The sequence below is a fragment of the Pseudomonas ogarae genome, from assembly GCF_014268695.2.
Lineage (GTDB): Bacteria > Pseudomonadota > Gammaproteobacteria > Pseudomonadales > Pseudomonadaceae > Aquipseudomonas > Aquipseudomonas kilonensis.
On sequence record NZ_CP077086.1, the window covers coordinates 4,657,559 to 4,677,869 of the forward strand.

16 protein-coding genes are annotated in these 20,311 nt (G+C 63.0%); 6 read left to right on the top strand and 10 right to left on the bottom strand.

Translation table 11 applies throughout. The features are described 5' to 3' along the window. The first annotated feature begins 48 nt into the window (after window positions 1–48). The 5 genes from HU749_RS20400 (at window position 49) to codA (ending at window position 5,409) form a co-directional block, all read left to right on the top strand. On the top strand, window positions 49–1,128 hold the full coding sequence (locus HU749_RS20400) for a hypothetical protein (RefSeq protein ID WP_095962027.1): 1,080 nt from the start codon (window positions 49–51) through the stop codon (window positions 1,126–1,128). 82 nt (window positions 1,129–1,210) lie between these two features. Beyond that, window positions 1,211–1,567: a 6-carboxytetrahydropterin synthase QueD gene (queD, locus tag HU749_RS20405; RefSeq protein WP_003203918.1), complete on the top strand. Its 357-nt coding sequence runs from the start codon at window positions 1,211–1,213 to the stop codon at window positions 1,565–1,567. 204 nt (window positions 1,568–1,771) lie between these two features. Further along, the gene (locus HU749_RS20410) at window positions 1,772–2,602 is read left to right on the top strand and encodes an alpha/beta fold hydrolase (protein ID WP_186652028.1); all 831 of its coding nucleotides are present in this window, start codon (window positions 1,772–1,774) and stop codon (window positions 2,600–2,602) included. Window positions 2,603–2,877: 275 nt separating this feature from the next. After that, window positions 2,878–4,149, top strand: coding sequence for a cytosine permease (gene codB / locus HU749_RS20415; RefSeq protein WP_046063457.1), 1,272 nt, complete (start codon window positions 2,878–2,880; stop codon window positions 4,147–4,149). Window positions 4,150–4,161: 12 nt separating this feature from the next. Next, on the top strand, window positions 4,162–5,409 hold the full coding sequence (codA, locus tag HU749_RS20420; RefSeq protein ID WP_186652030.1) for a cytosine deaminase: 1,248 nt from the start codon (window positions 4,162–4,164) through the stop codon (window positions 5,407–5,409). 201 nt (window positions 5,410–5,610) lie between these two features. On the opposite strand, the gene HU749_RS20425 is transcribed toward codA, so the two are convergent. After that, a complete protein-coding gene (locus HU749_RS20425) occupies window positions 5,611–6,603 on the bottom strand; it encodes a diaminopimelate epimerase (protein WP_186652032.1) in 993 nt (330 codons plus the stop codon). A 169-nt stretch (window positions 6,604–6,772) separates the two neighbouring features. On the opposite strand from HU749_RS20425, the gene HU749_RS20430 reads away from it, so the two are divergent. Beyond that, entirely contained in the window at window positions 6,773–7,924 is a 1,152-nt protein-coding gene (locus tag HU749_RS20430) for an MFS transporter (protein ID WP_186652034.1), read from the top strand. Between the two features lie 134 nt (window positions 7,925–8,058). Here HU749_RS20430 and HU749_RS20435 read toward each other — a convergent pair whose 3' ends face one another. The 9 genes from HU749_RS20435 to HU749_RS20475 all read right to left on the bottom strand — a co-directional run bounded on the left by HU749_RS20435 (window position 8,059) and on the right by HU749_RS20475 (window position 20,219). Then, a complete protein-coding gene (locus HU749_RS20435) occupies window positions 8,059–10,497 on the bottom strand; it encodes a TonB-dependent siderophore receptor (RefSeq protein WP_186652036.1) in 2,439 nt (812 codons plus the stop codon). A gap of 97 nt (window positions 10,498–10,594) precedes the next feature. Beyond that, entirely contained in the window at window positions 10,595–11,578 is a 984-nt protein-coding gene (locus HU749_RS20440) for a FecR family protein (RefSeq protein ID WP_095962030.1), read from the bottom strand. Between the two features lie 37 nt (window positions 11,579–11,615). Beyond that, a complete protein-coding gene (locus HU749_RS20445) occupies window positions 11,616–12,116 on the bottom strand; it encodes a sigma-70 family RNA polymerase sigma factor (protein WP_186652038.1) in 501 nt (166 codons plus the stop codon). A 128-nt stretch (window positions 12,117–12,244) separates the two neighbouring features. After that, window positions 12,245–12,685 carry a carboxymuconolactone decarboxylase family protein gene (locus HU749_RS20450; protein ID WP_003203930.1) on the bottom strand — a complete coding sequence of 147 codons (441 nt, stop codon included), beginning with the start codon at window positions 12,683–12,685 and terminating at the stop codon, window positions 12,245–12,247. A 295-nt stretch (window positions 12,686–12,980) separates the two neighbouring features. Next, complete coding sequence (locus HU749_RS20455) at window positions 12,981–14,423, bottom strand: mechanosensitive ion channel family protein (RefSeq protein ID WP_186652040.1); 1,443 nt, start codon at window positions 14,421–14,423, stop codon at window positions 12,981–12,983. Between the two features lie 207 nt (window positions 14,424–14,630). Further along, window positions 14,631–15,497, bottom strand: coding sequence for a pirin family protein (locus HU749_RS20460; RefSeq protein WP_186652042.1), 867 nt, complete (start codon window positions 15,495–15,497; stop codon window positions 14,631–14,633). A gap of 229 nt (window positions 15,498–15,726) precedes the next feature. Further along, window positions 15,727–16,341 carry a response regulator gene (locus HU749_RS20465; RefSeq protein WP_095962047.1) on the bottom strand — a complete coding sequence of 205 codons (615 nt, stop codon included), beginning with the start codon at window positions 16,339–16,341 and terminating at the stop codon, window positions 15,727–15,729. 114 nt (window positions 16,342–16,455) lie between these two features. Further along, a complete protein-coding gene (locus HU749_RS20470) occupies window positions 16,456–16,890 on the bottom strand; it encodes a response regulator (protein ID WP_186652044.1) in 435 nt (144 codons plus the stop codon). A gap of 128 nt (window positions 16,891–17,018) precedes the next feature. Beyond that, the gene (locus HU749_RS20475; protein WP_186652046.1) at window positions 17,019–20,219 is read right to left on the bottom strand and encodes a transporter substrate-binding domain-containing protein; all 3,201 of its coding nucleotides are present in this window, start codon (window positions 20,217–20,219) and stop codon (window positions 17,019–17,021) included. Window positions 20,220–20,311 lie beyond the last annotated feature (92 nt).

The following is a 20,311-nucleotide window of genomic DNA, read 5'->3' on the forward strand; positions in this document are numbered from 1 at the left end:
GGGTTTTGTGTCGCTATAATCAGCCGCTTAGCCGTATTCGAGACCGGTATGACCGCCATCCACATCAAGTTTCCCGCCCTCACCCTCAAGGCAGGCCCGCGTGCATTCGGGCGGATTCGCCAAGCCGGCTTGAACGCCGCCGACGTCGGCATCCTGCCGGGCGCCGCCGGTGGCCCCAAGGCCTTGGGCATCCAGGGGCTGGACCTGGCGCTGTTCGGCGAGTGGCTGCCCGCCGCGCCCCGGGAACGCTCGCTGATCGGGGCCTCGGTGGGTGCCTGGCGCTTCGCCAGCGCCTGCCTGCCGGACGCCGCCGAGGGAATCCGGCGCCTGGGCAGTTTGTACAACGAACAAAGCTTCGCCAAAGGCGTGACCATGGCCGGGGTCAGCCAGAGCTCGCAACGCATGCTCGAAGACTTGCTCGACGGCCGCGACGCTTCGATCCTCGATAACCCGCGATACCGGCTCAACATCATGGTAGTCAAGAGCCACGGCCTGCTGGCCCAGGATCATCGCGGCCGGCTGGGGCTGGGGTTGTCGTCGGTGATCGCCGACAACCTGCGAGGTCGTGCGCGGCTGTCACGGCATTTCGAACGGTTGATCATCCATGACCCGCGCCTGGCCCCGCCGCTGCATCCGTTGAATGACTTTCCGTCACGCTTCGTTCCCTTGGCGGCCGGCAACCTGCGCCAGGCCCTGCTGGCCTCGGGCTCGATCCCGATGGTCATGGAAGGCGTGCGCGACCTGCCGGGCGCCGGGGCCGGCACCTACCGCGACGGCGGCTTGCTGGACTACCACCTCGACCTGCCCTACAGCGGCGAGGACATCGTGCTGTACCCGCACTTCACCGACCGGGTCATTCCCGGCTGGTTCGACAAGGGCCTGCCGTGGCGCCGGGGCAACGTCGACCGCCTGCAAGACGTGCTGCTGCTGGCGCCGTCCCGTGAATACCTCGCGCGCCTGCCCTACGGCAAACTGCCGGACCGCAACGACTTCAAGCGTTTCATGGGCGATGACCCGAGCCGCCGCCAGTATTGGCGCACGGCGATGGACGAGAGCCGCCGGCTCGGTGATGAGTTCCTGGAGTTGACGGTCAACGGCGGCTTGGGCGAGCGTTTGCTGACCCTTTAGTCAGCACGGTCGCGCAACGCCGTTATCAAACTGATAAACTGCGCCGCCTGCCTCGCGACCGATATCTAAAGAGCCCGAACCTGTGGAAATTTTCAAAGAGTTTACCTTCGAATCCGCCCACCGCCTGCCCCACGTGCCGGACGGCCACAAGTGCGGCCGTCTTCACGGTCACTCGTTCAAGGTGGCGATTCACCTGAGCGGCGATATCGATCCGCACACCGGCTGGATTCGCGACTTCTCGGAGATCAAGGCGATCTTCAAGCCGCTCTACGAGCGCCTGGACCACAACTACCTCAACGACATTCCTGGCCTGGAAAACCCCACCAGCGAAGTGTTGGCCAAATGGATCTGGAATGAATTGAAGCCGTTGCTGCCGGAACTCAGCGCCATCCGCATCCACGAGACCTGCACCAGCGGTTGCATCTACCACGGCGAATAAAACCTGTGGGATCCGCCTGTAGGGTCCCACCTGTGGGAGCAAAGCTTGCTCGCGATAAAGATTACACGGTCTCTTCGGAATCGAGGCGCCTGCATCGCGGGCAAGCCTTGCTCCCACAAAATCTAGCGCCACCATTGGGTTTCCCTACCCCGTCAGCATTGGCCTATGCTTGGTCCCCTGAGCCATTTTCAGGGAGTATCGAGCATGACCCACTGGCCGCTGGATCAAACATACGACTTCAACGGACACCCCATCCGCTACGCCGTCCACGGCGATGGCCCGCCGCTAGTGTTTGTCCACGGCACACCCTTCTCTTCCTACGTGTGGCACCGCATCGCCCCGCTGTTCTTCGCCACCCACACAGTGCATTACTTCGACCTGCTGGGGTATGGCCAGTCCGCGCAACCCGATGCCGATGTGTCCCTGGGCGTGCAAAACCAGCTACTCGCGCAACTGCTGAAGCATTGGCGCCTGGACTGCCCGGACGTGGTGGCCCATGACTTTGGCGGCGCCACGGCCCTGCGCACGCACCTGCTCAATGGCAAGGACTACCGCAGCCTGACCCTGATCGACCCCGTGGCGCTGTCGCCCTGGGGTTCACCCTTTGTGCAGCATGTACGCCAGCATGAAGCCGCCTTCAGCGGCCTGCCCGACTACATTCAGCGAGCCATCGTGCCGACCTATATCCGCGGCGCGATCAAACGGGACATCCCGGACGCCGAACTGGCGCCCTACGTGCAGCCGTGGCTTGGCGAACCGGGCCAGGCGGCGTTCTACCGGCAGATTGCGCAGATGGACGAGTGTTATACCCGCGAGGTCGAGGGCCTGTACCCGAGCGTGCGTTGCCCAACCCAGATTCTCTGGGGAGAGGATGACCAGTGGATCCCCATCGAGCGCGGGCGGGCCCTGCAACGGATGGTCCCGGGGGCGCAATTTCATCCAGTCCCGAACGCCGGGCACCTGGTCCAGGAAGATGCGCCGGAAGCCGTCGTCGCAGCGGTGTTGCGGTTCCTGGCGTTGCCCCCTTCCTCCTGAAGAAATCATATCCCCCTGTGGGAGCGGGCTTGCTCGCGAAGGCGGAGTGTCAGTTACGAATACGTCGGCTGACACACCGCCTTCGCGAGCAAGCCCGCTCCCACAAGGAAACCGCATCGGCAATGAGAGCTGTGTTCCAACTTGAATCACCGCCGCACCGCTTTCGATCCCTGCGCCCACCCAATCCCCAGGATTGTCTATAAATAACCTCGCGATCACTCGCTTGGCACGGCCGCTGCACGCTTGCGACATCCCTTATCCGCAAGGACCGCCACATGACTCAGAACGATCCGGGCAATGACTATCCCTTGAGCGAAGTCCCGATGCACGCTCGCAAAGGCCTGGCCTCCACGGCCATGGTGCTGCTGGGTTTTACCTTTTTCACCGCCACCATGTTTGCTGGCGGCAAGCTGGGGGTGGCGTTCGGTTTTGCCGAGATGCTCACGGTCATCATCATCGGTAATCTGCTGCTGGGCCTGTATGCCGCTGGCTTGGGCTACATCGCCTTCAAGAGCGGGCTCAATTCGGTGCTCATGGGCCGTTTCTGTTTCGGCGAGGTGGGCAGCAAGCTCAGTGACTTGATCCTCGGGTTCACCCAGATCGGCTGGTACGCCTGGGGCACGGCGACGGCCGCGGTGGTGCTGGGCAAGTATTTCGAATTGAGCGAAGGCACCGTGCTGGGGTTGATGGTGCTGTTCGGCCTGGGATTCTGCGCCACGGCCTACATCGGCTATCGCGGCTTGGAAATCCTCTCCTACATCGCCGTGCCGGCGATGATGTTGCTGCTGATGCTGTCGATGTGGGTCGCGACGGTGAAGGTCGGCGGTCTCGATGGCTTGCTGGCGATCGTGCCGACGGGCAGCCTCGACTGGTCCACCGCCATCACGTTGGTGTTCGGCACCTTCGTCAGCGGCGCGACCCAGGCGACCAACTGGACGCGGTTTTCCCGCTCGGCGAAGGTCGCGGTGCTGGCGAGCCTGATCGGCTTCTTCCTGGGCAACGGCCTGATGGTGCTGATCGGCGCCTACGGGGCCATCGTCTATCAACAGCCGGACGTGGTCGAAGTGCTGCTGTTGCAGGGCTTCGCCATGGCGGCGATGGCCATGTTGCTGCTCAACATCTGGAGCACCCAGGACAACACCATCTACAACTTCGCCGTGGCCGGTTGCAACCTGCTGCGCACCCGTCGGCGCAAAACCGTGACCCTGGGCGGCGCGGTGATCGGCACGCTGCTGGCGCTGCTGGGCATGTACGATCTGCTGGTGCCGTACCTGATCCTGCTGGGCACCGTGATCCCACCCATCGGCGGGGTGATCATGGCCGATTTCTTCTTCCGCTGGCGTGGTCGTTATCCGCGCCTGGCCGAAGCCCGGTTGCCGGCGTTCAACTGGCCTGGGCTGCTGGCCTATGGGGTTGGCACCGTCGCGGCGTTCAATTCGCCGTGGGTCGCGCCACTGGTAGGAATCGCTGCCGGCGCGCTAACGTATGTGCTATTGATCGGCGCAATGGGTACTCGCACCGCTGACGCGCCCCTACAAGACCTCTAAAGGATTCGCCTGATGCACATCATCAACGCCCGTCTGCGTAACCGTGAAGGCTTGCATGAACTGCACCTGGAAAACGGCCTGATCGCCAACATCGCCCGCCAGACCGAGGCACCCAGCCTGGGCCCGGAAGACCTCGATGCCGGCGGCAACCTGGTGGTCCCGCCCTTCGTCGAACCGCACATTCACCTGGACGCGACCCTCACTGCCGGCGAACCGCGCTGGAACATGAGCGGCACGCTGTTCGAAGGCATCGAGTGCTGGGGCGAACGCAAGGCCACCATCACCGAGGAAGACACCAAGACCCGCGCCAAGAAAACCATCCAGGCCCTCGCCGCCCATGGCATCCAGCATGTGCGTACCCACGTCGACGTGACCGACCCCGAGCTCACGGCGCTCAAGGCGCTACTGGAGGTACGCGAGGAAAGTCGCCACCTGATCGACATGCAAATCGTCGCGTTTCCCCAGGAAGGCATCGAGTCCTACCGCAACGGCCGCGAGCTGATGGAAGAAGCGATCCGCATGGGCGCCGATGTGGTGGGCGGCATTCCCCACTTCGAGTACACCCGCGACCAGGGCGTCAGCTCAGTGAAATTCCTCATGGACCTGGCCGAGCGCACCGGCTGCCTGGTAGATGTGCATTGCGACGAAACCGACGACCCGCACTCACGGTTCCTCGAAGTGCTCGCCGAAGAGGCCCGCAGCCGCGACATGGGCGCGCGCGTCACCGCCAGCCACACCACGGCCATGGGCTCCTACGACAACGCCTACTGCGCCAAGCTGTTCCGCCTGCTCGGGCACTCGGGCATCAGCTTCGTCTCTTGCCCGACCGAAAGCATTCACCTGCAAGGGCGCTTCGATAACTTCCCCAAACGCCGCGGTGTCACTCGGGTCAATGAACTGCTCGAGGCCGGGATGAACGTGTGCTTCGGCCAGGACTCCATCGTCGACCCGTGGTACCCGCTGGGCAACGGCAATATCCTGCGGGTCCTCGAAGCCGGGCTGCATATCTGCCACATGCTCGGCTACCGCAACCTGCAAAGCGCCCTGGACCTGGTCACCGACAACAGCGCCAAGGCCATGGCCCTGGGCGAGCGCTACGGGCTGGAACCCGGGCGCCCGGCGAACCTGCTGATCCTGTCGGCGGACAGTGACTACGAAGTGATCCGCAGCCAGGGCTTGCCGCTCTATTCGATTCGCCACGGTGAAGTGCTGATGAAGCGGCAGATGCCGGTGGTGGAGTTTGCGCAGCAGCCAGGCTGATTCCCCTGTGGGAGCGAGCTTGCTTGCGATGGCGGTCTACCCGTTGATATGGATGTGACTGACCCGTCGCTATCGCGAGCAAGCTCGCTCCCACAATGGATCTGTGTCGGATACAACATTTCTATCCACTGAAGATCCCCTGTGGGAGCGAGCTTGCTCGCGATAGCGGCATCGCCCACACCGCAAAACATCCAGAAAACGCTACGACACAAGCCGCGCAGTCCCAAACAACCTGACCCGCATCAGTTCACCCGCCTCCTCTTCCAGCAAAATCGGCGCAGTCCCCCCCGGCATCACCACACTCACCGCTCCCGCCTGCACCCAGCCCACCCGCCATGCCGCACTGGCCACGGCACTGGCGCTGGTGCCCGAGGAAGCCGTGGGCCCCTCGCCGCGCTCAAACACCCGGGCGGCGATTCGCCCTTCGGCTTCCAGGCTGGCCCATTGCAGATTCACCCCGCTAGGGCACGGCAGCCCGGCGCCACCTGGCGCAGCATAGGCGATGCGAACCAGGCTTTGCGCCAGCGCCGTAGCACGCATCTGCGAATTGCTCGGCAACCCTTCGGCACCGGCCACCAGCGTCACGCAATGAGGATTGCCGAGGCTCACGAACTGGCTGTGGCCCCACGCTGGGTTCAACCGGTAAAGCGCCGCCACACGGCTGACATCGCACTGGTTGAACAACACGCTCTCAACCTCCTGGGCGCCAACAGCCTGGGGCCCGAACAGCGGTTTGCCCAGGTCCAGCCAGAAGCCTTGAACACCGTCGAATTCAGCGGCGCGAACCGAGGTTTGCAGCGGGGAGATACCCTCAGGTTTGTCATGATGAACCTGCAGCACACACTCACCCGCCCCCGGCATCAAGCCTTGCTCTTGCAGCGCCTGGGAGAAAATCGTCAGGCCATTGCCGCTGCGTTCGGCCAGGGTGCCGTCGGTGTTGACGATCAACAGATCAAAAGGCGGTTCGCTCTGGAACGGACCGATCAACAGGCCGTCACTGCGATGGGCCTTGGCGTCCGGTGCTGCTTCGCCCGGCGCCCAACTGCAGAAAGCAAGCACGGCAGCCGAGGCCCAGGACTCGCGCCGCTGTGCAGCCAGGGCGGCTGACGGCGGCAAATCAATACCGTAGTCACGCACCTGTTGCGGCGAAACGACGCCATAAATATTTCCGCGTGCATCATAGAACTGCGTCATGGACCAGACCCGGAATCAGCCAGCTAGGGCCGGTACTTTATGCTGGCGAAGGCTGAGGGAGCAAAGCCCACGCTTTGGCCGACACCTTGGGGTCGCGGTGCGGTCAGTGGATATGCAAGCATAGGCCCCTGCCTGCATCACCGCACCGCACGAAAGCCAAGGACGTTTCATGACTGCCATTACGCCCCCGCCCACCTTTATCCCCGGACGCCTGGAACAGATGTCCACCCGCATCGCCTATCTCATCGCCGGCATCGGCATCGCCGCCTGGGCGCCGCTGGTGCCTTACGCCAAGGTGCGGGCGAACCTGGATGAAGGCACCCTCGGGTTACTGCTGTTGTGCCTGGGGGTCGGGTCGATCCTGGCGATGCCGATTTCCGGCGCGCTGGCGGCGCGGTTCGGCTGCCGTCGGGTGCTCAGCGGCGGCACGCTCCTGATTTGCCTGGCGTTGCCGTTGCTGGCAACGATGACTTCCCTGCCCTGGCTGGTGGCCGCCTTGTTCCTGTTTGGCGCCGGGCTCGGCACCGTGGACTCGACCGTGAACCTGCAAGCGGTGATCGTCGAACGGGCCAGTGGCAAGACCATGATGTCGGGTTTCCACGGCATGTTCAGTCTCGGCGGGATCATTGGCGCGGCGGGTGTGAGCGCCCTGCTTGGCCTGGGGCTTTCGCCACTGGGAGCGACGCTAGTGGTCAATGGGGTGCTGCTGGTGGCGTTGTTCAAGGCTGCGCCGCACCTGCTGCCCTACGGCAGTGAAAGCTCGGGACCGGCGTTCGCCATTCCTCACGGCGTGGTGCTGTTCATCGGCATCCTCTGCTTCATCGTGTTCCTGGCCGAAGGCGCGGTGCTGGACTGGAGCGCCGTGTTCCTGACCACCGAACGTGCGGTGGATACCGCCTATGCCGGGCTGGGTTATGCCGCCTTCGCGCTGACCATGACCGTCGGCCGACTGACCGGCGATTCAGTGGTGCATCGCTTGGGCGCCAAGCGCGTGATCATCTATGGCGGATCGATCGCGGCAGCCGGATTCCTGTTGGCGACCCTCGCACCGATGTGGCAAGCCGCGCTACTGGGCTATGCGTTGGTGGGCGCCGGGTGTTCGAACATCGTGCCGGTGCTGTACACCGCCGTCGGCAAACAGACCTTGATGCCAGAGGCCATCGCTGTTCCAGCCATCACCACCATCGGCTACGCCGGCATCCTCGCCGGCCCGGCGCTGATCGGCTTCGTCGCCCATGGCAGCAGCTTGAGCATTGCCTTTGGGTTGATTGCGATATCGCTGGTGGTGGTGGCGGCCAGTGGCAAAGTGTTGAAGGTCTGAGTTTTCTACAGACCTTGTGGGAGCAAGGCTTGCCCGCGATGAAGATGACGCGGTCCTTTTTTTGAGACCGAGGCGTCTGCATCGCGAGCAAGCTTCGCTCCCACAGCGTAAAGCTCACTCAACCCTTGACCCGATCAGAACCCCACACTCGCCTGCACAAAGAACGTGCGCGGTGCGCCGACATAAATGCCTGAGTTGTTGTCGCTGGAACGGGTGTAGTACTGGTGATCGAACAGGTTTTTCACCCCGGCACCGACTTTCAGGTTCGACAGCTGCGCGCCGAAATCGTAGCCGGCGCGTACGTTCCAGAGCACGTAGCCCGGCATGTCGCCGTACTGCCCATCGGCGGTGCCATCGGTGATGTAGTCGCCGCTGAAGCTGCCATCGGCGTTCACGCTGTTGCCCGGTGAGCGCTGCTTGGACTGGGCAAAGGCGTCGAGGTTGTAGGTCCAGCGGTTGACGTTGTAGCGCAGGCCCACGTTGGCCACCTGGCGGGAATAGAACGGCAGGTCACGGCCCTTGAAGCTCGGGATCTCGCCCTCGTAAGTCGCGCGGGTGTAGGTAAAACCGGCGTTGGCGGTGAGGCCTTCGAGGCGTGGGTCGAGGGCGGCCATGTCGTAATGCACCGAAGCCTCCAGGCCCTGGTGCTTGGTCGCGCCCATGTTGGTCCAGCCCACGTCATTGCTGATGTACTGCAACTCGTCGTCGAAGTCGATGTAGAACAGCGTCACTTCCCCGCCCCAGACGTCATCGTTGTAGCGCGTGCCGATCTCGTAGGTCTTGGCCTTTTCCGGGCTCAGGCCATTGGCGGTGTTGTTGCCGTCGCCGCCCTGGCCGAGCTGGAAATACTGCAGGCTGCCAAACGAGGTCTCGTAGTTGGCGAACAGCTTCCAGGCGTCGGACAGGTGATACATCACGCTCAGGGCCGGCAGCGGTTCGTTGCTGTCGATGCTGCGGCGTTTTTCCTGCACCGGGCGGCCGGCGGTGTCGAGCACCGGGCGGTCGTGCCATTCGGTGCTGATGCTTTCGAAGCGGATACCCGGGGTGATGGTCCACTTGCCGACATCGATCTTGTCATCGATATACACCGCGTGGGCTTCAGTGCCGCCGGTACGGTCCTGGTAGACGTGACCGTCGGCACCCGGACGCACACCCGGCTCGTTATTACGCAACGCCAGGCGGCTGGCCTCTTCGTGCATGCCTTCCTTGAGGTAGCGATAACCGACGCTGGCCTCCTGGGTGGTGGCGCCCAGGTCGAACACGTGAGACACCCGAGGCTCGATGCCAAAGGTGTAATAGGTGCGCGGGTAGGACACCAGGTTGCGCTGGTCCCGGGAAGCGATGGTGCTGCCCCGGTAACTGTCGGAGTAATAGGTCAGCACCTCGGCCTGGGTGCGCTCGTTGATCTCACGGATCCACTTGAACGACACGTCCTTGCGCCGGCCGCTGAAGTTGTCCCAGTCACGGTCGGACTGGTACGGGTCCGCATCGTATTGGGCTTGGGTCAGGCCGCCGGGCATGTCGGCCTTGGCGTCGTAGTAGTGGAAATTCAGCGAGAAGTCATCGACATCGGTCGGCGCCCAATGGGTCTTGAGAATCACGTCGTCGATGTCGTTGCCCTGGTTGCTCCGGCGATACCCGTTGCCGTTGACGCCCGAATACAGCAGCGCCACGCCCAGGCCGTTGTCGGCGGTGCCGCCAAGGAAAGCCGTGTCGATGTGCTTCCAACCGCCGCGCTGGGAGGTTTCCAGGGTAGTGCCGATCTCACCGGTGGCTTTTTCCGGGATCGCGCGGGTCACGAAGTTGATCACCCCGCCGACGTTCTGCGGCCCATAGCGTACGGACCCGGCACCGCGCACCACGTCGATGCTGTCCAGGTTGCCCGAGGAAATCGGTGCCATGGACAGTTGCGGCTGGCCGTAGGGCGCGAACGCTGCCGGCACGCCATCGATCAACACCGTTGAGCGTGGCGACAAGCGCGAGGTGAGGCCGCGCACGCCGACGTTCAGGGAAATGTCGCTGCCGCCGGTGCCGTTGGCCTCCTGCACTTGCACACCCGGCACGCGCCGCAGCACATCACCGACGTTCATCGCGCCTTGCTCCACCATGGCTTCGCGGCGGATCACCGTACGCGCACCGGGGTGGTTCTGCACCACCTCGGCGTTGGCGTCGCCGAGCCAGTCGCCAACCACCTGGATTTCAGTGGCGCCCAGCTCCAGCGGGCCGGCGTTGGAGGCCGATGGCGCCGGCAACACGGTCGCCGAACCGTCATCGATCTGGTATTGCAGGCCACTGCCCTGCAGCAGTTGGCGCAAGGCCGCTTCCGGGGACAGGTTGCCGTCCACCGCCGGCGCTTGCTTGCCCGCCACCAGCTCGGGGCTGAAGAACACCTGCAACGCGGTCTGCTGGCCGAGCTGGCTCAGGGCTTGGCCCAACGGCTGCGCCTGAATGTGAATGGCGGTGGCGGCCTGGTCGGCGAACGCCTGGGGCAGTGCGGCGCTGACAGCCAGGGTCAGGGCCAGTGGCAGCCAGCGTGCAGGGGTACGGTTGTTGTTTTTGGCGAGGGTTTTCACGTCGAACCTTGTCCTGTTGATCGCAAGAATACGCGTCTGTTAATGCAAACCAGTTGCAGTTGGACAAGAAGACGATGAACTCGGAAAAAACCTGAATTTATTTCGCAATTATTTCCTGGCTGCCGTCCTCCAGGTTGCGCACGGCCACCGGCAGGATGTTCGGCAGCGCCTTGAGCAGGGCCTCGGGATCGTCGGCGCGGAACACGCTGGTCAGGCGCAAGTTGCCCACCGCCGCGCTGCCGACCCGCAGAGGCTGGGCGCGATAACGGGAGACTTCTTCAGCCACCTCCTTGAGCGGCGCGTTGTCGAACACCAGCTTGCCGCTGCGCCAGGCGGTGAGCGCCTCGGTGTTGACCGCGTAAGGCGTGGCGACTTTGCCCTGGGCATCGATCTGGGTGCCGAGGCCGGCCGTCAGGCTGACGAACTGCGCCTGGGGCGCAGCGCGGCCCTGAACCTTGACGCTGCCCTGCGCCACCGCCACCCGGGTCTTGTCGGCATCGCGGCGCACGTCGAAGCGCGTCCCGGTCACCGTCACCTGGCCGTTACCCGCATCGACGGTGAACGGCCGGCCAGCATCATGCTCGACCGTGAACAAGGCCTCGCCTTCGGCCAGCTCCACCCGGCGTTGATGGTGTGCGAACTCAATACGCACGCGGCTGCGGCTGTTGAGGTCGATCACCGAGCCGTCCGGCAAGGCGATATGCCGACGCTCACCGAAGGCGGTGGCGTATTCGCCGCTGTAGTCAGTGGAAGAACTCAAGCCACTGAACAGCCCCAACCCCAGCGCCACCGCGAACAGCCCGGCGGCCACCGCGTAGCGCAACAGCGGTCGGTGCCTGGGACGTTCGGCAGGTGGTTCGCACAGGGCTTGCAGGCGTTCCTTGGGCAACAGGTCGGTGGCACTCCAGATACCCTGGAGCAATTGGATTTCGTCGCGGTGATTGGGATGTTCGTCCAGCCAGGCTTCGAAACCCTGGCGCTCCTCGATACTCATGGCGGGCGCTTGCAAGCGCACGAACCATTGCGCCGCCGCGTCGCGAACCTTGTCCTGCCCGCACGGGCATTCACGGCTATCCATCATGGAAGGTCCTGTGGCTCAGGTGGAAGATGGCGACGGATCATTGGCCAGGCCCGTCCAGACGATCGCGCAGATGCCGCAGGGTGCGGATCATATACTTTTCCACCATGTTTTTTGACAGGCCCAGGCGCTCGGCGATTTCCGCCTGGGTCAGGCCTTCGATCTTCTGCCAGACGAACACCGTGCGGCAGTTGGCCGGCAGCTCGGCAAGCGCTTGCTCGATGGCGTCCGCCAGTTGGATCGCGTGCATGAAGTGCTCCGGGTCGCCCGAAAACGACTGACCAGGGTCGATGACAGCCTCTTCCATGGCTCCCCGTCGATCTTCGCGCCGATAGCCATCCACTGCAATGTTGCGCGCCGTCTGATGCAGATAGGCCCGTGGCTGCTCGACCTCGCTCGAATCGGACTCAAGCACCCGCACGAAGGTGTCGTGGGCCAGGTCCTCGGCCTGCTGGCGATTGCGCAGGCGACGGGTCCAGGTGCCGATCAACTCTTCGTAATGCTCGAAAAAGCCGGGTCTGCGGGGCAGCTTGGGGGTCATCACGGCGCGCTGTGGGAACGGGGCGTGAATAGTAATTGTTATTATTAAGGCGAAGCAAACCGATTAAATCCGTGTGGCAGCAAAGCTTGCTCCCACAGGCTCACCCCACAGGTATTTTTTTCTGCTGATTACGCTTCAGGCATCTTGCGAAAGCCCACTGCCAAGCGGTTCCAGCCATTGATGGCGTTGATCGCCACGGTCAGGTCGACCATTTCCTTGGGGCTGAAATGCTCGCTCAGCAAGGCATAGTCAGCGTCTGGCGCGTGGGTGTCGCTCAGGCGGGTCAGGGCTTCGGTCCAGGCCAGTGCCGCGCGCTCACGGCCGGTGAAAAACGGTGCTTCGCGCCAAGCGGTCACGGCGTACAGCCGACGTTCGGTCTCGCCGTCCTTGCGGGCATCGGCGGTATGCATGTCGATGCAGAAAGCGCAGCCATTGATTTGCGAGGAGCGCAGCTTGACCAACTCCAGAAGGGACTTCTCCAGGCCCAGCTTCGAGACGGCGGTTTCCAGGGCCAGCATGGCTTTGAAAGCGTCAGGGGAAGCGGTGTAGAAATCGATACGCGGTTGCATGGTGAACTCCAGGACAATTGGGTGTAGCGCTACGGTAGCCGTGCAGTGGCGCGGTACAAATAGCCAATTGTTGGGAAGTTCGGGTGGCCAATGGGGTACGCGTCGGGGTTTACCTGTAAGGAGGCCTGGAGGCTCTTGTGGCGAGGGAGCTTGCTCCCGCTCGGCTGCGAAGCAGTCGTAACCCAGCCGACGCGGTCCGCCAGGGAAATGGTGTCAGGCCCATTTGGGGCGGCTGCGCCACCCAGCGGGAGCAAGCTCCCTCGCCACAGGGAGGCCTCGGGACTTCGAGAGTGCTTCAGGCCCGGCTGCGCAACCATTGCAGGAAGCGTTTCTTGGCGATGGGCTTGGGGGCTTCGCGGGTCAGGTTCTGGGCCAGGTGCATGCGTACGTCCAGCAGGTTTTTCATCGCGTCGTTGATGTCGCGACGGGCCTCGAGGCATGGCTTGAGGTAGCTGTTCTCGATGCGGTACAGGGTGCAGAAAGTCTTGGCGGTAAAATTCGCCAGCGCCGCTTGCTCGGCGACGATCCCGGCTTCGCCGATCACCTCCCCCGGCCCCATGCGCCCGCCCTCGAGTGGCTGGCCGTTGCGCATGAGGGTCACGCTGACCACCCCGGACTCGATGATGAACAGATGATCACTGACCTCCCCGGCCGCCAGGATCACATCACCCGCACGGAAGGTCTGCAGGGTCATGTTCTGGCTGAAGGTCTCTTTCTCGTCCTGGCGCAGGGTAGAGAAAATGTTCGAGCTTTCCAGCAAGGCCCGGGGCCGCGACAGCGCCTGGGGAGCCGCGCTTTCACTGGTGGACAACAGGCTCACGCCCGACGCCTGCAAATGCCGGAACGCCAGGTCGAACAGCTGGTTGCGCACAGTGCGTTTCTGCGCCATGGAGGCAACGAACCCGCTGATCTCGTACTCCGCGCCGCCACTGCCGCTGCTTTTGAGGGCGACGCTGGGTGTCGGGCTGGCGAGCAGGGAACGACAGCCAATCATCGCCCGCTCCAACGCGTCGATCACGGTTTGTGGCCGCGCGTGAGGGCTGACCTGGATGCTGATGGACAAGCCATGGACATCGCTGGGTCGACTGAAGTTGATGACCTTGGCCTTGGCCGCCAACGAGTTGGGAATCACCGCCATGCTGCCCTGAGCGGTCTGCAAGCGCGTGGCTCGCCAGTCGATGTCGGTGACCCGGCCTTCGGTGCCGTCGATGGAAATCCAGTCATCGAGCTGATAGGGCTTGGTGGTGTTGAGCACGATCCCGGAGAACACGTCGCTGAGGGTGCTCTGCAAGGCCAGGCCGACGATGATCGCCATGGCGCCGGACGTGGCCAGCACGCCCTTGACCGGCAGATCCAGCACATAGGCCAATGCCGCGATGACGGCGATCAGGAAAATCACCGCGCCGAGCAAATCCTGCAACAACCGCCCGGTGTGGCCGACGCGTTGCATCATCGCCGCCACGATCAGCACCGTCAGGGTTCGCGCGGCAAACAGCCACCAGGCGATCTGCAAACCGGTAGCCGCCAGGTGCCGCGGCACATCGTCAACCCACTGTGCCGGGACCATGGGGTTGAGGCCCTCGTTGAACAGCAGCACGCTGAACAACGAAAAAATCACCAGCCTTGCGCCGACTTTCCAATAGATCCGAGCCGAACTGACCAAATGCCACATCAACAGGTCGAGCACCAGCAGCGCCAGCGCACAGAGCAGCGGGTGCTCGGAGATCAGAGACAGCATCGGGACAGCTCCAGGAAGGCGATTGGCGAAGATTGGCACAGAATGAACGCGCTGTAGAGTTCCCCACAGTTCCCCATGCAGATCCCCATTTGTGGGAGCGAGCTTGCTCGCGATGGCGGTCTGACAGTCAACCCATCATTGAGTGTCCTACCGCTATCGCGAGCAAGCTCGCTCCCACAATGGGTTCAGAGTGGCTGCTGTTTCGCCTCAATCGTCCATCCGGCCAAAACGCCCCGAGTGGAAATCGTTGAAGGCCTGGTGGATTTCCTGCTCGCTGTTCATCACGAACGGACCATGACCGACGATGGGTTCGTCGATCGGCTCGCCACTGAGCAGCAGCACCACGGCATCGTTATTGGCTTGCAGGCTCAATTGGTCGCCAGCCCGGTCGAACAGGGCCATTTGCCCGGCCTCGACCCGTTCGCGGCCATTGGCCTGGACCGAGCCTCGCAAGACCACCAACGCGGTGTTGTGTCCTTCGTGCAGGTCAAGGATGAGGTTTTTCCCGGCATTCAAGCGAATGTCCCAGACGTCGATGGGCGTGAAGGTCCTGGCGGGGCCTTGCTGCCCTTCGAAGCGCCCGGCAATCAGGCGCAGGCTGCCGGCGTTGTCCTTCAGGGCGATGTTCGGAATGTCGCCCTTGAGGATCGTCTGGTAGCCGGCCGGGGCCATCTTGTCCTTGGCGGGCAGGTTGACCCACAACTGGACCATCTCCATGAACCCGCCCTGCCGGGCGAAGGCTTCGGAGTGGAACTCTTCGTGGATGATGCCGGAAGCGGCGGTCATCCATTGCACGTCGCCAGGGCCAATCTTGCCGCCGCTGCCGGTGGAGTCACGGTGCTCCAGTTCGCCCTGGTAGACGATGGTCACGGTTTCGAAACCGCGATGCGGGTGCTGGCCGACACCACGACGTTCGGTGGTGGGCGTGAATTCAGTCGGGGCGGCGTGGTCCAGCAGCAGGAACGGGCTGATGTGCTTGCCCAGGTTGTCATAGGAAAACAGCGTGCGAACCTGGAAGCCATCGCCGACCCAATGGGGCCGTGGACTGGTGTAGAGGCCGATGATGTTTTTCATGCTGCGTCTCCAGAAATCAGGTACTGCGATTTAATGGACACAGCTTAGAACCGACACCTTTGCAGCACTAGACTGCAAAAATCGGCTTTAGCGTTCTATCTGGAGAACAGCGATCAAAAAACTGTGGGAGCGAGCCTGCTCGCGATAGCGGTACATCTGCCGATGATGGATTGACTGCCAGGCCGCTATCGCGAGCAGGCTCGCTCCCACATTATTTGGTGTAACTCATTCAAATATGATTGCGCTTGGCAAATTCCGACAGCCCTACCAAGGATTGCAGGCCAAGTTTTTCCAACAGCCGAGTCTTGTAGGTGCTGACGGTTTTTGGGCTCAGGAACAGGCTTTCGGCAATGTCCTTGCCGCGCATGCCCATGGCCAGCATGCGCAGGATGGACAACTCACGGGTGGAGAGGCTTTCCAGCGCCTGTTGTTCGCTGCGCTGCTGAAAATCCAGCCTGACGGACATCTGCGGAAAATAGGCATAACCGGACTTCAAGGCCTGGATCGCCTTGGTCAGTTCCTTGAGGTCGCTTTTCTTGGTCACAAAGCCCCGGGCCCCGGCCGAGATGCAGCGGTTGCAGAAATGCTGCGCATCCTGGGCCGTGAACACCAGCACGCTGCACTCAGGGAACTGGGCCATGATCCAGACCAGCAGGTCCAGGCCATCGAAACCGTTCATCACCAGATCCAGGATCACCAGGTCTGGCGCACATTCCTTGATGAGGGCCCTGGCATCGGCCGCGCCGCTGGCGTCCCGGATATGGGTGAACGTCTCATTCTGGCAAATAAGCCGCAGCGCCCCCCGTATGACAGGGTGGTCATCCACGATCAACACGTCTTTCAAGGCAATTCCCCAGGTCATTACAAACGGCACCGGCGCCATGACTGCACCGGACTCTTGCACAAGTGCCAGGCCCTGCCACCTGTCAGATCCGACAGTGCAGACCAACGGTCTTTCTCAGCGTCCATGGCCCTGCCTGAGGGGGCGGGCCCACGGTTGCAGCGACTCATTGGCTTGAGGGTCGACCCGCTCCATCAGGCGCTGCAGGGAGGCAAGGTCAGGCAGTGGCGCCTGGCTCAGGTGCAGGCTCGATCGACGCGCGACGGGCACCGGCGGCCGACTGGCCGGTGACGCGTTGTAAATCATTCCGTGACGAACCTGTGGGTTATAGATAACAAAATCGTGCAAGTCCAACGCCCCGCTTGCCAGCCCGGCATTGACGAAAATCAGGTCGAACGGTTCGCTGCCGTACTCCACCAGCGTCAGCAACTCTTGCACATGGCTCACGGGGGCAATCCGGAAGTAACCCTGTTGATTGAACAGGCGCTCCAGCACGATTCGATGAGCGTGGTGTGGGTCGGCAATCAGGATACGGAGTGCTTTGTTCGGCATGGCAAGCTTTCCAATAGCAACGCGCCAGGTAGAAACCGGCTCAAGAACATTAAGGGCCGTCAGGCTAGAGGAAGCGTTTGAAAGACGATGTAGGACTATTCCTAAAATGAAGCCAGACGAAGCCCTTGTTAGGTCTTCAGTTGCTCCGCCAGGTGCTTAATGGCTTGGCGAATATCGTCCACGGCTTGGGCGAGCAGCATGGTGTCACCGCCCCGACAAGCGCTTTCCAGCGCCTCGCAGGCGGCGATCAGGCGTTGTGCCTGGATGATCCGTGCGCCACCCTTGATCCGGTGCGCCAGGTCCGCCATGCCCGGCAAGTCGTGTCGGCTGGACAGGTGCAACAGTTGCGCTAGATCGTCGGCATTGCTGCTGACCAGTTCCTCCAGCAGCGCCCTGATGGCGGTCGTGTCACCGCCGGTCAGTTGTTCCAGGCTGGTCAAATCAAAGCCATCGCTGGGCTGAGGCGCCAGCGCGTGCGGCGTGACCGAAGCCAGGCACGCATTGAGCTCCCGAAGGCCGATGGGCTTGAACAGGCAATCGTCCATCCCGGCCTCGGCGCAGCGGTCCTTTTCCTCGGGCTGGGCGTTGGCCGTGAACCCCAGGATCACGCCAGGCGACAGGTTTTGCGCACGCTCTTCGTCGCGAATGGCCCGCGTCAGTTCGTAGCCGCTCATCAAGGGCATGTTGCAGTCGGTGATGACCACATCGAAGTGTTCGCTGCGCCAGGCGTGCAGCCCCTCGACACCGTTCTGCGCCTCCCGGACCCGATGGCCCAGGTAGCCCAGTTGCTGGGACAGCAGCAAGCGGTTGGCCGGGTAGTCGTCGACCACCAGGATACTCAGCGCCCGGCCCGGCAGCAGCGCCTCGGCCTCGACAGGCGGCGCGGTCGGCAAAGCGTCGAGCACGGGCAGGTCCAGCAGGATCTCGACCTGCGTGCCCGCCCCCGCCACGCTGCGCAACGTCAGGGTGCCGCCCATCATTTCGCACAAGGTGCGGCTGATGACCAGCCCCAGCCCGGAACCGCTGCGGGCCGATTGGGTCGTGTGGTTGGCCTGGGTAAAGGGGCTGAACAGGCGGCGCTGGTCCTCAGGCGAAATACCGCTGCCGGTGTCCTCGACGCGCAGGCAAACGCCCAGGCGCCCGTGTTCAACGTCCAGTTCACCGCGCACACTCAGGCGCACCTCGCCCTGTTCGGTGAATTTGATGGCGTTGCTCAACAGGTTCGAGACGATCTGCTTGAAGCGCAACGGGTCGATCAACACGTCACGGTTGACCCCGACGTCCAGCCCCCACTGCAAGCGCAGGTGTTTCTGCCAGGCCAGCCCCTCGAAAATCCGCACCACCGACTCGGTCAACGCGTGCAGATTGGCCCGCTGCGGCGCCAGCGACAACTTGCCCGACTCGATGCGGGCGATGTCGAGGATGTCGCCGATCAAGTCCAGCATGCCATGGGCGGCCCCCGATGCGACCTCGATGGCGAAGCGGTCCACGACGCCCTCGTCAGCTTTTTTCAGGGCCAGTTCCAGCAGGCCGATCACCGCATTCATCGGCGTACGGATCTCATGGCTCATGGTCGCCACGAAGGTGGTCTTGGCCCGATTGGCGTCGTCGGCGCTTTTCTTGGCGACGCGCACTTGCTCCAGCAGGCGCCGCAGATAAATGACCCACCCCAAGGTCACCAGCAACAGCAGCGCCGCGACGGTGAACCCTTGCAAAATCATGGTGCGGTTGCGCAGCCAATAACTGTCGTCGATCACCACCTCACTGCGCCAGCGGTTGGTCAGCTCGTCCATCTCTTCGGGAGAAATGCTCAACAGCGCCTTGTCGAGAATCGAATAAAGCTCCAATGCGCCCCGGTTCGTCGCCAACGCAACGCGCGCGGGCAAGGTGCCGACGGTACTGGTGACCTGCAACGTGTCGCGGTACTGGCGGGAGATCATGTAGCGGGCGCTGATCAACGGATTGATCGCAGCGTCCGCCGTGCCGGCGGCGACCATGGCCATGGCGTCGGCGGTGTTGTGTGCCGTCACCAACTGCACGCGGGGGAACTGCTCCAGCAGGAACTCGCGCAACACGTTGCCACGCACCAGTGCCAGGCGTTTGCCGGCCATCTGGTCCAGGGTTAGCGGGCCCTTGGCTCGAGCGGGCACCACCAGCACGAACGGATTCGTCAGGTACGGTCGGGTAAAGCGCAACTCGTCTTCGAGTTCGGTGCTGGGTATGGCGGTCGCCAAGACATCGGCCTTGCCGCTCTTGATCTGCCCGATCAAATCATCAACCGAACCGCCACGCTGCACATCGAATTTCAAACCGGTGCGCAAGCCGATCCTCGCCAGCACATCGGCGCCGATGCCGCGCAACTGCCCTCGTTCATCAAAGAACGTCAGCGGCAGGAAGTTTTCGTTGACCGCTACCTTGATCCGCGGATGAGCATCCAGCCAGCGCTGCTCCTTGACGCTGAAATGCAGCGCCTGCTGACCCGGCATGCTCGCACCGCCGGCACTCCAGCGCCTCAGGATGCTCATGTGTTCGCTGGCGGGAATGGCTTGCAGCGCGGCATTGACGATGCGCAACAGGCGCGCGTTATCGCGGCTGACCGCAAAGGCGAACGGCTGCACTTCCATGCGCGAGAAATCGGCCAGTTGAATATTGTTCAGGTAATTCTTGCTGATCAGGTAGTTGGAACTGATCGAATCCCCCAGATAAACGTCGGCCTGACCAAACGCCACGGCGCCGATGGCGCTCAAGGTCGAGGGGAACAACTGCAAGGAAGCCTCGGGATAAAACGCCTCGACCGTTTCCGGTGGCAAGTAGTGATACAGCATTGCCACGCGCTTGCCCGCCAGGTCGGTGGGCAAATCCTGGCTGTCGTCGATGCGGGCCACGAGGGTGGGCAGGTCATCGGCATAGGCCTGGGACATCGCCAGATCCGGATCGGCGGCTTCGAAGCCGTTGGCGGTGCCGAGCATATCGATCTCGTCGCCGCGCAGGGCCTGGAGCGATTCGGCACGGGACGGATAGCGCTGGACCTGCACCCGGACGTGCAAGAGTTGCCCGAGCAATTGCGCGTAGTCGGCGGTCAGGCCTTCATAGTCGCGACCATTGCCGGTGATGCTGAACGGCGCATAGTCCGGCGCCGAGGCCCCCAGCAGCAACGTGCCCTTCTGGCGCAGCCAGGCCCAGTCGGCGGCGTCGAGGGACACCGAATAATCATCCACATTGGAGCGTCCGAGCACCTGCAACGTCTCAGGCGCCGCGCCCAGCGCTGGCGTCACACTCAATGAGCCCAGCAACAGCGCCACCAGGCCTGTGCGTAGAAGCAGCATCATCTGGTCAGGGTGTTTCGTTTGGCGTAGTCGGCCCGGCGCACCGTCGACTGCACGTTCAGTCAGGGTGGACCGGCTGAGGGGTTCAGACTGCC

Excerpts from the sequence above, each read along its gene's own strand:
- HU749_RS20400 (WP_095962027.1), top strand. The coding sequence starts at position 49 with ATGACCGCCATCCACATCAAGTTTCCCGCCCTCACCCTCAAGGCAGGC.
- HU749_RS20410 (WP_186652028.1), top strand. The coding sequence starts at position 1,772 with ATGACCCACTGGCCGCTGGATCAAACATACGACTTCAACGGACACCCC.
- codB (WP_046063457.1), top strand. The coding sequence starts at position 2,878 with ATGACTCAGAACGATCCGGGCAATGACTATCCCTTGAGCGAAGTCCCG.
- codA (WP_186652030.1), top strand. The coding sequence starts at position 4,162 with ATGCACATCATCAACGCCCGTCTGCGTAACCGTGAAGGCTTGCATGAA.
- HU749_RS20425 (WP_186652032.1), bottom strand. The coding sequence starts at position 6,603 with ATGACGCAGTTCTATGATGCACGCGGAAATATTTATGGCGTCGTTTCG.
- HU749_RS20430 (WP_186652034.1), top strand. The coding sequence starts at position 6,773 with ATGACTGCCATTACGCCCCCGCCCACCTTTATCCCCGGACGCCTGGAA.
- HU749_RS20440 (WP_095962030.1), bottom strand. The coding sequence starts at position 11,578 with ATGATGGATAGCCGTGAATGCCCGTGCGGGCAGGACAAGGTTCGCGAC.
- HU749_RS20445 (WP_186652038.1), bottom strand. The coding sequence starts at position 12,116 with ATGACCCCCAAGCTGCCCCGCAGACCCGGCTTTTTCGAGCATTACGAA.
- HU749_RS20450 (WP_003203930.1), bottom strand. The coding sequence starts at position 12,685 with ATGCAACCGCGTATCGATTTCTACACCGCTTCCCCTGACGCTTTCAAA.
- HU749_RS20455 (WP_186652040.1), bottom strand. The coding sequence starts at position 14,423 with ATGCTGTCTCTGATCTCCGAGCACCCGCTGCTCTGTGCGCTGGCGCTG.
- HU749_RS20460 (WP_186652042.1), bottom strand. The coding sequence starts at position 15,497 with ATGAAAAACATCATCGGCCTCTACACCAGTCCACGGCCCCATTGGGTC.
- HU749_RS20470 (WP_186652044.1), bottom strand. The coding sequence starts at position 16,890 with ATGCCGAACAAAGCACTCCGTATCCTGATTGCCGACCCACACCACGCT.
- HU749_RS20475 (WP_186652046.1), bottom strand. The coding sequence starts at position 20,219 with ATGATGCTGCTTCTACGCACAGGCCTGGTGGCGCTGTTGCTGGGCTCA.